Origin of the sequence: Micromonospora sp. NBC_00421 (assembly GCF_036017915.1) — a bacterium.
Lineage (GTDB): Bacteria > Actinomycetota > Actinomycetes > Mycobacteriales > Micromonosporaceae > Micromonospora.
Genome location: NZ_CP107929.1, coordinates 5565102 through 5577981, shown reverse-complemented (window position 1 = coordinate 5577981; position 12880 = coordinate 5565102). Strand labels below are relative to the sequence as shown.

The following is a 12880-nucleotide window of genomic DNA, read 5'->3' as shown; positions in this document are numbered from 1 at the left end:
GCCGCCTGGGCGCAGACGGCGGCCGCCGCAGCGGCCGCGACGACGAGCGCCCCGACCACCAGGGCCAGGCCGACCCGCTCCCGCAGGTGGTCGACGGCGTCGGCTGCGGCGAACGCCGCCCCGGGCACGTCGAAGACGGCACCACGCCCCGGCAGCACGGCGAAGGCGGCCACCGCGAGCCACAGCAGGGCCGGGCCGAGCGCCCGGGTCAGCCAGCGGTCGTTGATCCGCCGTCCGACCTCGCCCAGCAGCACCTCGATCATGGCTCGGACCGGTACGTCATCGCCGTGTCGGCGAGCGCGCAGTGCGGCACCCGGCCCCGGTCGTCGCGGTGGGCCCGGCGCGAGCAACGGTGCAGCGGGCAGCGGTAGTCGCCGTCGAGCACCACCGGCGCGAGACCCTCCAGCCGGGCGCCCTCGGCGTGGTCCGACGGGCCGACGCCGATGCTGCGCTCGGTCTCGGTCTCGGTCGTCCAGCCGAGCTGCCGGCAGACCTCCACCACCGGCTTGCCGGCGGCCAGCTCGTCGAGGAGTTCGTCGAGCAGGTCGCTCCACGCCCCCGCCTCCGCACGTTCCCGCAGGGTCGGCACGGCGGCGCACAACGAGGCCAGCAGACGGCGTTGCTCCATGTACGACACTCCCGTCGGTTGACGCCTGAGCTGCCGTCGAATCTACTGAACCGGTGCCATCGCCCGAGCGGTCCATCGATGCGGTGGACCCGCTCATCGTCGCCTACAACGACAGTGGCGACGAGTCGCTGCTGGTCCGGGCCGAGGGTGTGGCGCGGGACCTGCTCGCGGCGGATCCGTCCCGGGTGGACGTGCTCGCCGCGCTCTCCACCGTCCTGATGTTGCGGGGCCGCACCTCGGATCCGAAGCAGCTCGACGCCGCCGTGGCCGCCGCCGGGAGGGCGACGGCGCTCACCCCGCCCGACGATCCGTGGTGGCCGTACGTCAACGCCCAGCTCGCCATGGTCGTCGGTTTCCGTTTCGAACAGCGGCGTGAGGTGTCGGACCTGTCCATGGCGAAGCGGCACGCGGACGTCGCGGTGGCCGCCGTCGACGAGGACGACCCGGTACGGATCGACGTGCTGATCCGCTGCGTGAACGTGTACCGGCTCAGTTTCGAGAGGTTCGGCCAGCTGGCGGACATCGACACGGCCGTCCGCCTCAGCCGGGAGGTCCACCGCTCGACCGACCCGGACCACGTGCTCACCGCCCACCAGTTGCTGGCGCTCTGCCTGGTCATGCGGTTCGTCCGGACCGGTGGCCCGGGTGACATCGACGAGGCGATCGCGCACTGCCGCCGGGGTGTGGCCACCATGCCCGCACGGCACGTCGACCGGGCCGCCCTCAACGGTGTGCTGGTGATCGCGCTGGTGCAACGCTGGGTGAGCCGCGACGGCGGCGACGACGCCGACCTGCACGAGGCGGTCCGGGTCAGCCGGCAGGTCGTCGCCGACCTGCCGAGCATCGGCACGGTCCGCGCGCAACTGCTGTCCACCCACGGTGCCCTGCTGGTCATGCACGGCCTCAGCAGCAACTCGTCGGCGCACCTGGACGAGGCGATCCGCAGCTCCCGGGAGGCCGTCGACGCGCCGACGGCCGGCACCCAACGGGCCGGCCACCTGGTCAGCCTGGCCCACTCGCTGCTCATCCGGGCCCGGATGAGCAGCGACCCGGCCGGGGTCAACGACGCCGTCGACACCGGCATGGCCGCCCTGGCCGGATTCTCGCCCGGCCACCCGGACCGGGCACGGGCCCTCAACGTGCTCGGCACGGCCCTGCGGGTGCGCTACCTGATCGATCGCGACCCGGCCGACCTCGACGCCGCAGTCGGCATGTGGCGGTCGTCGTCGGCCTCCCGGGCGGGTGCCGTCGAGATCCGGATGACCGCGGCCCGCACCTGGGCGCAGACCGCCGCCGAGGCCGGTGACGCGGAGCTGGCCCTGGAGGCGTACGGCACCGCCGTGGGTCTGCTGCCGCTGCTGGCGTGGCGGGGCCTGGACCGTACCGTGCAGGAGAAACGGCTGGCCGCGGTGTCCGGGCTGGCCGGCGACGCGGCTGCCTGGGCCCTCGCCGCCGGGCAGCCGCAACGCGCGGTGGAACTGCTGGAGCAGGGCCGTCAGGTGCTGTGGTCGCAGGCCCTGCAGACCCGCAGCGACCTGTCCGCGTTGGCCGCGGTCGCACCCGCGCTCGCCGACGAACTCGACCGGACGCGCCGGGAGTTGGACGGCACCGGGGCGTCCCCGGTCGTCGAGCTCCCGGCCCGTCCCGGCTGGGAACTGGGCCGCGACCTGCTGGCCAGCGCGCTGGGTGGACCGCACCGCGTCGAGACCGAGGACGCCGGTCACCGCCGCCGGTTGGCGGAACGCTGGGAGCAGCTCGCAGCCGAGGCCCGCCGCCTCCCGGGCTTCGAGAACTTCCTGCACCCGCCGTCGTTCGCCGCCCTCCAGCCCGCTACCACGGGCGGGGCGGCGGTGCTGGTCAACACGTCGCGCTGGCGCAGCGACGCGATCATCGTCACCACCGACGGGGTGCGCGCCGTGCCGCTCCCGTGGCTGTCCCACGACACGGCGCAGCGTCGGGCCGCGGCGTTCCTCGAGGTGCAGCGGGCGGTGGAGGGCGGCGGCGGGCCGGTCGAACGGGCCGCGCTGCACCAGACGCTGGTGTCCCTGCAACGGTGGCTCTGGGACACCGTCGGGGAGTCCGTCTGCGCGGCCCTCGACGAGATCCTCGGTGGCGGGCCGGACCGGCGGCACCGGGTGTGGTGGTGCCCGACCGGGCCGCTGACGATGCTGCCGCTGCACGCCGCCGGCCGGTTCGGCGCGAGCGCCCCGCTCGCCGCGAGACGCCGGATCTCGGTCGCCGCCCGCTGCGTGTCGTCCTACACCCCGAGCCTGTCCGCGCTGCTGCGCGCCCGCGCCACCCCGACGCCGGACGGAGCGCCGCAGGCGTTCGCGGTGGGGCTCGGCACCCTCCCCGGCCAGGCGCCGCTGCCCGCGGTCAGCGACGAACTGCGCGCGGTCAGCTCGCACGTGCCCGGCCTGCGGGTGCTCTCCGGCCGCAGCGCCACCGTCGAGGGCGTGCTGACCGCGCTCGAACAGCACAGTTGGGCGCACTTCGCCTGCCACGGCGACCAGGACTTCAAGCGGCCCAGCGCCGCCGCCCTCCGCCTGGTCGACGGCAGGCTCAGCGTCCTGGACCTCGCTGACCGTCTCGCCACCCGCAGCCAGTCGGCCGGCGGTTGCGACCTCGCCTACCTGTCCGCGTGTCGCACCGCGGCCGGTGGTCGGGACCTGCCCGACGAGGGAATCCATCTCACCGCGGCGTTGCAGATGGCCGGCTTCCGGCACGTCATCGGCAGCCAGTGGGCGGTCTCCGACCGGGTGGCGGCCCAGGTCGCCGACGACGTCTACGCCGGCCTGAGGGCGGGGAGACGCCTGGACGCCGACGGTGCGGCCGTCGCGCTGGACCGGGCCATCGACCGGGTACGACGTGCGCACCCGGACCGCCCGGAGGTGTGGGCGGCGCTGATCCACACCGGTCCGTAGCACCCCGGCCGCACGAGCTGCCGACGCGTAGGCACCCGGGCCGGCCGGTCGCCTTGCCCGGGAGGGTGGCCGGCGTGCCGGGAGCCGGACCGTGACCAGGAGTCCTCCGTCGGGCCGGGCGACGAGGGCGAGGGTCCCGGCGTGGGCGCGGACGATGCTGTGCACGATGGCCGGGCCGAGTCCGAATCCGGCGTGTTCGTCGGTGCGTAAGCGTTTCCGTGCCGTGCCGTGCCGTGCCGTGCCGGAACGGCTCGGTGAAGCACCTACGCGACCGTCAACCAGCACCTGCACCAGCAGCGCGACAGGTACCCGGTGCTCAACGCGCGCGGCAACATGGTCCAGGACGACTGGGACGCCAACTTCCGGCGCGGTGTGGCATACATCCTCGACGGGATCGCGGCTGCCAAGCCCTGACGGCTCGCCCGCCGACCGCCGGGCCCGGCACCACTCGGCCACCCGGACCGCCGCCGACCGCTGGTGCCTGTCGATGCCAGGCCGCCGCGCCGGCGGCAGGACCGGGCAGATCGACGACCCGGGGGCGCGGGCCGGGGCACGAAGGCGGATCACGAGCAACCCGGCCAGATATCCCACGCTCGCCGCCTCGGGGCACCTCGACGAGAGCCAGTGGGTCGACGAGGACCTGTTCGTACGGGGCATCGACGTCATTCTCACCACCCCGGCGAGCGACCGGACCTGACCTTCACGCGCCCCAGCAGTGAGGATCCACTCGTGCTCTACCTCGGCGGGCCGATCGGCGAAACCCGCACGGCACGGCTCGTTGCAGACCGTGCGGTGCCTGGCCGACCTGCTCAGCCGTGAACGGCACGCCGGGGCGCCCGGGCTGGGACCCGCGTTCAGGGCGCTTCGCAACGTCAGCCTCGATCCATGGCGGATCGGCAAGATCGTCGCAGCGGCGCTCGCGCTGCCGCACTTCGACCACGCCCAGCCAAACAATCACCTTCGTTGATCACACCCTTGCGCGGAAAGGCTCACTGAGTGAGCAACGCCAGCTCGACCCACGGTGCCGCCCCTGAGCCGTCCGCCTCGCTTTCGCCCTGGTCACCGTCCGCCGCTGATACTGGCGACCTCGGCGGCCTTCGGCGGGGCCGATGCCTGCTGGCAAGCGGGCCACCGAACGGGGCCGGTGATGAGCGCCAGTCCGGTCTCCGGATCGACCCGCTTGGTCAGCTCCGGAGCGACCTCGGTGACGATCGCCTCGAGCGTCGACCGCACCCGGCGCCCACCGTGGCCGCCGTCAGGGCGGCCGAGAACCGCGTGCACGTGCAGGACCGGCTCGCCGTCGCGGGCGGCCACGCCCCCGACCAGTGACAGCACCTCCACCTGGCTCGCGTATTGGGATGTTGAACCTATTGGACATCGCCACCCTGCCCGGCCGGCCCGCCAGGCGGTAGCTCAAGAGGGACAGGGTGGCCGTCGCTGCGGGGGCGGTGGGCTGTCACGGCGGCGAGAGCGGTGATCGCTAGTCCGATCAGGAGCGTTCGCAGGCCGGGGACGACGGTGTCCGGGAACGTGGTCGGATCGCGCAACGGCCAGGGCATCCAGGAGAGCGCGTCGTGTATCGGTGCGTCGAAGCCTGCGCCGTTGTCCTTACGCAGCAAGAGGAGTAGCCCCTGATAGAGCCTCCCGGTCGGCACGGCGAGGATCGCCATGCCCACGGCACCAACGACCACGGCGGGCACGCGGTGGCGGGAAGCCGTCAGCCGGTCTGCCATCGCGGCACCCACCAGCCAGCCGGTGAGCAGCCCGACCAGGAGGCCACCGAGGACCAGGGGGAGGTAGGTGGCCGGGCGTACCGGATAGCCCAGGACCTCGATGGGACGGTGGGGGTCGGCGTACCCGGTGACCGAGACTCGTAGGCCATGGGAGCGCGCCGAGAAGCTCCACTGGTCGAGGCTGCGGTAGCGCTCGACGGCGGTGACGTCCCAGCCTGTCGCGGCCAGCCGGTCGTGGATGTCGTGTACCTGCTGTTCAAGCGTGCTGGAAGTGGCGGCTGCGCCGAGGTTGTGGGTGATCTCCAGGTGGAAGCGGTCGCGATGGAGCCGGTCGGGCTGGGCCTGCGGACCCAGAATGTGTGCGGCCAGCGGGGCCGTCGCCGGCATCGACGGGTACGTCTGCTCGCCGGCGAGCGAACCGACGGCGAGGCCGATCGCTCCGCCGACCAGTACGGCTGCCGCCACGGTGAGCACAGCCAGTGGCCGTCGGGCCGGCAGCCGGAACCGTTCACGCACACCGTCGGCGATCAACCGCAGGCGATCGGTGTGGGACGGACGGCCGTCGGTCATCTCGGCCAGGGTGGTGATCAGTTCGGCCCCGTGGCGGCGGCGGATGCGGGCCGGGAACGCGGCCAGGAGCACGCGATGTGGCATCGTCACGCGGCACCACCCGAGAGCTGCGGCCGGCGTCGCAGTTGCGCCTCCGCCGCGGCGCCCCGCTTGCGCAGCCTTTGGGCCTGCTCAGCGAGGGCGTCCACTCCAGAGTGGCTGAGCTGGTAGTAGCGGCGCAGCCGCCCGTCGATGATCTCTTCGCGTTCGACGACGATCAGTCCCTGGCTGGCGAGACGGTCGAGTGCGCCATAGAGCGTGCCTGGCCGCAGCTTCACTTCGCCTTCGGAGAGAGCCTCGACCGACTGGATGATCCCGTACCCGTGCCGCGGCTGCGCTGCGAGCGCGGTGAGGATGAGGAAGGTGGCTTCTTGCATGACGAGCATAATAAGTTGCACGATGTATAACGTCAAACGTACTATTGCCTAGTGCGTTGGCCATGAACGTTCACCGGGTCCGAGATTCAGGCGGCCTGGTTCCTGGTGAGTCCAGCCGGATAACCGCAGATCCACGCCCCCTGGCAACCAGAAGCCGCGCAGCACTACTTCCCGCGATCGGGGCAAGGGCCCAACTTCCGCATCGGTCCGAGGGGGTCCATGCCAGTTCCCCGACGTCCGAGCACCCGTGGAGCACCCAGGGAGTTCGAGCCCGGCTGATGAACATCGCGCTCCACGACACCAATCGTGCCGCGACACGGCCGGCCAGCAGCAGACCCACATTCATCAGGTCGGTGGCGGCTCACCGCGCCCACCGTCGGTGGACCCCTCGCCTCGATCTTCCTCACTGAAGCGCGAGGAACGGATCGAGCCGCCGTCAGCCATCAGGATCACCCGGAAACCGTCAGAGACGAGAGCATCAAAGATGTCCGCTCCCAGCTCCGGTTCCCGCGAAGAAACCCCAGCTTCAGTTCAATCACGTATGGATGACTGGCGAATGGCTCTGGTTTTGGCACCCTACAGGAATCTACAGCTTCGACAATGGGGCGCCGACACTCGGTAAGGTGCCGCGGAAGCGGTGGTGAACGGAGGTCCGGGTGCGGGAACAGTTGGTCGAGGCGATCCTGGCGCGGTTCGAGGAGGCGCGCCGGACGGGTGATTACGCCGCAGTCCTGACCGAGGACGCGCTGGAGGAGGCGAACCTGCTCCAGCTGCGGGTGTCCGGACCTGCGTCAACGCCCGACCTGCCTGTCGACGTAGTCGCGCTGACGCTGATCGGGCGGCTCCACTTGCTCCGGTACCGCGCGAGGCAGGGAACGGAGGACCTGGAGGACGCCCTGCTGTTCTTGGGCGAGGTGTACCGGGTCGCACCCGACTCGTTGCCGGACCAGGTGCGCCAGTTGTTCGACCACACGCCGGAGAGCACCGAGTCGGACGACTCTGTGTTCGGGTACAGCGACGACCCGGACGCCTACACCGAGCAGGGCGGTGCGCTGTACGAGTGGTACGAGGAGCACGGCGATGTGGAGGCGCTGGAGGCGGCCGTCCGGGTTTACCGCGCGGCCGTCGGTGTCGCCGACCGGGCGAGGAACGCCCGGTGCCTGCGGAGTCTGCACGCGGCCCTTGTCGAACTCGCCAGCGCGACCGGCGACCTGGAGGCGGCGCGCGAGGCGGCCGACGTGGCGCGGACCCTCGCCGAGTCGGGCACCGACGTGGCATCTCCTACCGAGGGCGGGGCGGCCCGCCTCGCGAACCTCAGCGGCACGCTCCGGGTCGAGTTCATGCGCACCGGGGACGAGGCGGTGATCAACGATTCGATCGCGACCGCGCGAGCCGCCGTTGACGCCGCCGAGAACGACGAGGAGCGTGGGCTCGCGTTGACGAACCTGGCTGCGTCTCTGGAAGCCCGGTACGAGTACCTGAACGACGGCGAGGCGTTGCGCGAGTCGGTCGACGTCGGCCGGGCCGCGATCGCAGCCGACCCCGATCTGCTCCCGACTGTCGCCAACCAGGCCGTCTTCCTCAGGGAACTGTTCCTGCGCACCAAGGAAGCCGCGCTGCTGGACGAGTCGTTGGCCGCGCACGCGCGGGTCCTGGGCGCGACGCCGGACACGCACGCTTCCCTGCACTCCCGGCTCATGAACGCCGCGAACACCCTGCGCGTGCTCTACCGGTGGACCGAAGACCCCTCCCTTGTGCAGGACGCCGTCGAGGTGATGGCGGACGAGGCCGTCACGGAGGCCGGGCTCGGTGAGGTCGCGGTGCTCGCCGACGCGCTCGTGGACCTGGCCGACCGGACCGGGGACGAGGACATTCTTCGCGAGGGGATCGCGACCTGCCGGATGGTCCTGGCCGAATTGGCCGACGACGAGCCGTTGCGCGGCGACCTCCTGTATTCGCTGTCTGTTGCGTTGCACCAGCTGACGGGGCATAACAAGGACCCGCACGTGCTGCGCGAGGTCCTCGACACTGCTTGGGAGGCGGTCGGGGTCGACGCCGAGGACGACGTCGACCTGGCCCGGCGCATGACGCACCTGGGGTTCGTGCTGTGCCGTGCGTTTGAGGTGACCCGCGAGCATGCCCTGCTGGCCGAAGCCCGAACCGCCTTGATCCGGGCGATGGCGCTGACCACACCGGGCATCGTCGAGCAGGTCCTCGGCGACCGCGAGGAAGCGGTCGCCGCGGTGGTCGAGGACGACCGCGTGATGGAGCTGTGGATCCTGGAGCGGACCGTGAGCTGGGCCGCGCCAAGGGTGCGCGGCATAGACCGCGCCGAACTCGTGCGACTCGCGGGTGGCATCGGTGAGGTCGCGCACGCTGTGGCGCTCGAACTCGCGCGGGAGTTCGTGACGGCCCGCGACGGTCTGATGGGGTCCGGGTTCTCCGCGACCGAGCGATCAAACCTGATCACCGCCCTGCGCGAGCGTCTGACCGCGTTCGGTGGTACCCGCGATGCCGACGAGGTGCTCGTCCCCGAAGTACTCGACGAGCTGGTCGACCTGCTGTGCGCGGTGCCGGACCCGCTCGACGACGTGGAGGTCACGCAGACGGCCGGGTTGCTGCTGTTGTCGAGGGTCGAGGCGCATGGCACGCCCGAGGGTGCCACGGAGCTGATGATGGTCGCGCTCGACCTGCTCGCGCCGCTGTACCGGATGGGCGGTCGGGCGCACGTCCCGACGTTGATCGCCGAGCAGTTCGACAAATACCCGCCCGCCGCACCGGACAGCGCCGCGACGCTCGGCAAGCTCGGCCGCGTCCAGTACCGCGACGCCGACACCGATCCGGGCGCCCTGGACCGGGCTGTCCGCCTGTTCCGCCGGGCGATCGACCACGCCGAGAACGGGCACGCCGAACTCCCGCACCTGCGCACGAACCTCGGTACCGCACTGATGACGAAGTTCGACCGCGACGGCGACCAGGACGACCTAGACGAGGCGGTCGAGGAGTGCCAGGCCGCCGTCGAGGACGCCCCGCCGGACGATCCGATGCAGGCGACGTGCCTGTCCAACCTGGGAATCACCCTGCTGACCCGGGCTGAGCGGCTGGGCAGTCGGCAGGACCTGGAGAACGCCGTCGTGGCCTGCCAGGCGGCGGTCGACGGGTGGCCAGACCATCCCGACATCGAGGCGTTGAAAACCAACCTCGACACCACGCGACGCACCCTGGCGAACTACCTCGATCACGAGGCCGGGTTGAGCGCCCGGATCGACGCGGCGTCCGATCCGGGTGAACTGTCCGACTTGCTGTGGAACCGATTCATCCGCACCGCTGACCTGGCGGACCTCGACCGGGCCATGCGAGTGCGGCAGGACGCGCTCGACGCGGGTGAGTCACCGGCCGAGCACCTGGAGGGCCTGTGCGACCTCCTCCGGGACCGGTTCGTCCATTCCGGACGGTCTGAGGACCTGAGCGCGTCCATCGCAGCGGGGCGGGCCGCGATCGAGGCGACGCCACCCGACGACCCGGAACTCGCCGGGCGCAGGTCCACGCTGGCGATCGCCCTATCCCAGCGGTACCAGAACGGTGGCGCGCCCGAGGACTTGGACGAGTCCATCCGGTACACCCGCGACGCGATGGCGTCGGACACCGAGCCCTCGCCCACCGACCTGTCGAACCTCTGCATGTCCCTCCGCCTGCTGTTCGAGCGTACCGACCGCATCGAGCACGTCGACGAGGCGGTCGAGGCCGGGCGTGCCGCCGTTGGGGCCGCGCTCAAGGGCACCCCGCTCCTTGGCGTCTACCTGGGCAACCTCGGCGGCGCGCTGTTGGCCCGGTTCCGCCGCACGAGCGGTCAGGTCGACCTGGACGAGGCGATCGACGCGCTGCGCCGGTCCGTGTCGGCCATGTCCGCCGTGAGCTACGAACGCGGGATGGTGCTGGCCAACCTCTCATCCGCGCTCTACACCCGGTTCGACTGCCGGCAGGACCGCGCCGACCTGGACGAGGCGATCGACACCGGTCGGCAGGCCGTCAAGGCGACCTCGCCGGACCACACCAGTCGCGCGCTGCGCCTGTCGAACCTCGGGGCGATCCTCCTAACCCGGTTCAGCGTCGGCGACGCCCCCGCCGATCTCGACGAAGCGCTGGAGGTGTGCCGGGCTGCCGTGAAGGCGCTGGCTCCCGGCGATCCGCGACGCGCACCCGCCTTGCTGAACCTCACGCAGGCGTTGCTGGACCTGCACGACCGGACCGGACGACAGGAAACCCTCGACGACGCGGTCGACGGCGCCCGCAAGTCCTTGGCAGAACTCCCCGTCGACCACTCCGACCGGCCGCTCCACCTGCTCTCCCTCGGCAGGGTGTTGCGCCGACGCAACGCCGTGACCGGTACGGATCTGGAGGCCGTGCTCGCGGCGGTCCGGGAGGCGGCGTCGACCGATGTGGGTGTACCGCGCGTCCGCGCCGCTGCGGCCGCGGAGTGGGCCGGGTTGGCGGCGTCCGACGGGCGGTGGGCGGAGGCCGCCGAGGCGTACGGGACGGCGGTCGACCTGGTGGGGCGGACCGTGTCCCGATCCCTTACCTGGCGCGACCGCGAGGCGTTGATCGACGGTATGGCGGGGCTCGGTGCGGACGCCGCCGCGTGCTGTGTGCGCGCGGGGTTGCCGACGCGGGCGGTTGAGCTGTTCGAGCAAGGGCGCGGGCTGCTGCTCGGGCACGCGCTGGACAGCCGGACCGACCTCACCGCGCTCGCCGAGCGCCAACCCGCGTTCGCGACGATGTTCACCGAGCTGTGCGCGGTCTTCGAGGACCCCGACACGGACGTCGCGACGCGACGCGGGCTGGCCGCGCGGTACGACTGGCTGCTCGCGAATATCCGGACGCTGCCCGGTTTCGACACGTTTCTGCGCCCGCCGACCGTGTGCGACCTCGCGCCTGCCGAGGGGCACGCCGTGGTCGTCGTGGTGTCCGACTTCGGGTCGTACGCGCTGATCCTGTCCGCTGCAGCCGAGGTGACGCCCGTTCCGCTGCCCGCGCTCACGCCCCGGGTCGTCATGGAGGAGGTGCTGGACTTTCTCCAAGCGGTCGAGGACACCCGGTCCGGGACGGCCAGGACCAGGGCCGCCGGGCGCGACCGGGTGATACGCACGCTGGAGTGGATCTGGGACGCGGTAGCCGGCCCGGTGCTCGACCACCTGGATGCCGCCGAACGGTTGTGGTGGTGCCCGTCCGGCATGCTCTCGCTGCTGCCGCTGCACGCAGCGGGTTACCACGGCACGGGGTCGCTCACCGTGGTGGACCGGGTGGTGTGCTCGACCACGCCGACCCTCCGGGCGCTGGTGCACTCACGGCGTGGTGCCGACCCCGCCAGGCCACGCGCCGACCGCGCACTAGTCGTGGCGATGCCGCGCACGCCAGGCCACGACGTGCCGCTGCCCGGCGCAGAGCGGGAGGCGGCGGTGGTGCGCACCCACCTGCCCGGCGCGGTTGACGTGGTCAGCGGGACCGCGGCGACCCGCGACGCTGTCCTCGCGGCCCTGCCAAAGGCGCAGATTGCGCACTTCGCCTGCCACGGCAACAGCGATCTGACCAACCCCTCGGAGAGCCTGTTTCTGCTGGCCGACCACCACAACCACCCACTCACCGCGCTGGACCTTGCACACCTGCGCCTGGACGCAGATCTGGCGTTCCTGTCCGCGTGCTCGACAGCCCGCCCCGGCGGGCGGCTGGCGGACGAGGTGATCCACCTGGCATCGGCGTTCCAGCTGGCGGGGTACCGGCACGTGATCGGCACCCTGTGGCCGATCGGCGACCAGCCCGCCGTGGACTTCGCGGAACTGGTCTACCCGGCGATCGCAGCGGGCGGAGACATCGCGACAGCCGTGCACACCGCTACCCGCACCCTACGCGGCCGCCACCCCGACGACCCGCTGGTGTGGGCGTCCCACGTCCACGTCGGCCCGTGAGTCAGACGCTGGGGCACCCCAACAGGAACTCCGCGACACACTCCGGGTGGTCCTCATCGTCGGCGGCCAACACGATCCCCCGAGCACCCACTCCACCGTGGTAGCAGGCCACGAGGGCGGGCCGGGCGGCCTTGCCCGTGTCCCGAGTGGTGAAGACGAACCGCCCCTCGGCAACGGTGACCAGCGCGATCCCGTGAGTCCTGGCGAACTCGACGGCCCCCGCCTGGAACGCCGAGGTTGCCACCAACACCCCCTTGTGCGCACCCACGCTCAGCACCTTCTGCCGCAACACCTGCACCAACTCCCGCTTGATCGGGTTCCGGTGCAACTTCGCCTCGACCACCACCACGAACTCCATCCCGGCGAACCGGTACCGCGCGGTCGCGTCAAACTCGTAGATCCCGTCCACCCCGGCGACCTTCTCATGCGTACTCACCACCAGCCCGTCAACCTGGGACATTGCGGCCCCCAACAGTTCCCCGGCAACGAACTCCTCGAACTCACCCGGCGTGATCCCCGGATACGGATACCGCCCCACCACCCGCTCGTCCTGCACCACCCCGCCACGTTACCGCTACGCAACCTGTAAGGGGTCTGTCAAACGAACGGCTCTGCCTCACATTCGGTGGTGACCGAAGGTAGTCGA

Annotated in this window: 8 protein-coding genes; 3 read left to right on the top strand and 5 right to left on the bottom strand. The window is 71.6% G+C overall.

Annotated features, from left to right (window positions below; translation table 11 throughout):
• Positions 1-259: 259 nt before the first annotated feature.
• Positions 260-628: a hypothetical protein gene (locus OHQ87_RS23700; protein ID WP_328341276.1), complete on the bottom strand. Its 369-nt coding sequence runs from the start codon at positions 626-628 to the stop codon at positions 260-262.
• 53 nt (positions 629-681) lie between these two features.
• On the opposite strand from OHQ87_RS23700, the gene OHQ87_RS23695 reads away from it, so the two are divergent.
• Both OHQ87_RS23695 and OHQ87_RS23690 read left to right on the top strand, forming a co-directional pair.
• A complete protein-coding gene (locus OHQ87_RS23695; RefSeq protein WP_328341274.1) occupies positions 682-3552 on the top strand; it encodes a CHAT domain-containing protein in 2871 nt (956 codons plus the stop codon).
• Between the two features lie 487 nt (positions 3553-4039).
• Positions 4040-4249 (top strand): hypothetical protein, encoded by a 210-nt coding sequence (locus OHQ87_RS23690; protein ID WP_328341272.1) that lies wholly within the window; start codon positions 4040-4042, stop codon positions 4247-4249.
• A gap of 362 nt (positions 4250-4611) precedes the next feature.
• Here OHQ87_RS23690 and OHQ87_RS23685 read toward each other — a convergent pair whose 3' ends face one another.
• From OHQ87_RS23685 to OHQ87_RS23675, 3 genes are read right to left on the bottom strand one after another with little or no spacing between them, the layout of a single operon-like run.
• Entirely contained in the window at positions 4612-4923 is a 312-nt protein-coding gene (locus tag OHQ87_RS23685) for a PCC domain-containing protein (RefSeq protein ID WP_328348967.1), read from the bottom strand.
• Positions 4920-5945 carry a hypothetical protein gene (locus tag OHQ87_RS23680; protein ID WP_328341270.1) on the bottom strand — a complete coding sequence of 342 codons (1026 nt, stop codon included), beginning with the start codon at positions 5943-5945 and terminating at the stop codon, positions 4920-4922. Before OHQ87_RS23680 ends, OHQ87_RS23685 begins: the two co-directional genes overlap by 4 nt.
• Positions 5942-6271 (bottom strand): PadR family transcriptional regulator, encoded by a 330-nt coding sequence (locus tag OHQ87_RS23675; RefSeq protein ID WP_328341268.1) that lies wholly within the window; start codon positions 6269-6271, stop codon positions 5942-5944. Before OHQ87_RS23675 ends, OHQ87_RS23680 begins: the two co-directional genes overlap by 4 nt.
• Positions 6272-6927: 656 nt before the next feature.
• Between OHQ87_RS23675 and OHQ87_RS23670 the strand changes: the two genes are divergently transcribed.
• Positions 6928-12234, top strand: coding sequence for a CHAT domain-containing protein (locus tag OHQ87_RS23670; RefSeq protein ID WP_328341266.1), 5307 nt, complete (start codon positions 6928-6930; stop codon positions 12232-12234).
• 1 nt (position 12235) lies between these two features.
• Here the strand turns inward: OHQ87_RS23670 and OHQ87_RS23665 are convergent, their stop codons facing one another.
• Positions 12236-12793 carry a restriction endonuclease gene (locus OHQ87_RS23665; RefSeq protein ID WP_328341264.1) on the bottom strand — a complete coding sequence of 186 codons (558 nt, stop codon included), beginning with the start codon at positions 12791-12793 and terminating at the stop codon, positions 12236-12238.
• Positions 12794-12880 lie beyond the last annotated feature (87 nt).

Excerpts from the sequence above, each read along its gene's own strand:
- OHQ87_RS23700 (WP_328341276.1), bottom strand. The coding sequence starts at position 628 with ATGGAGCAACGCCGTCTGCTGGCCTCGTTGTGCGCCGCCGTGCCGACC.
- OHQ87_RS23690 (WP_328341272.1), top strand. The coding sequence starts at position 4,040 with ATGCCAGGCCGCCGCGCCGGCGGCAGGACCGGGCAGATCGACGACCCG.
- OHQ87_RS23675 (WP_328341268.1), bottom strand. The coding sequence starts at position 6,271 with ATGCAAGAAGCCACCTTCCTCATCCTCACCGCGCTCGCAGCGCAGCCG.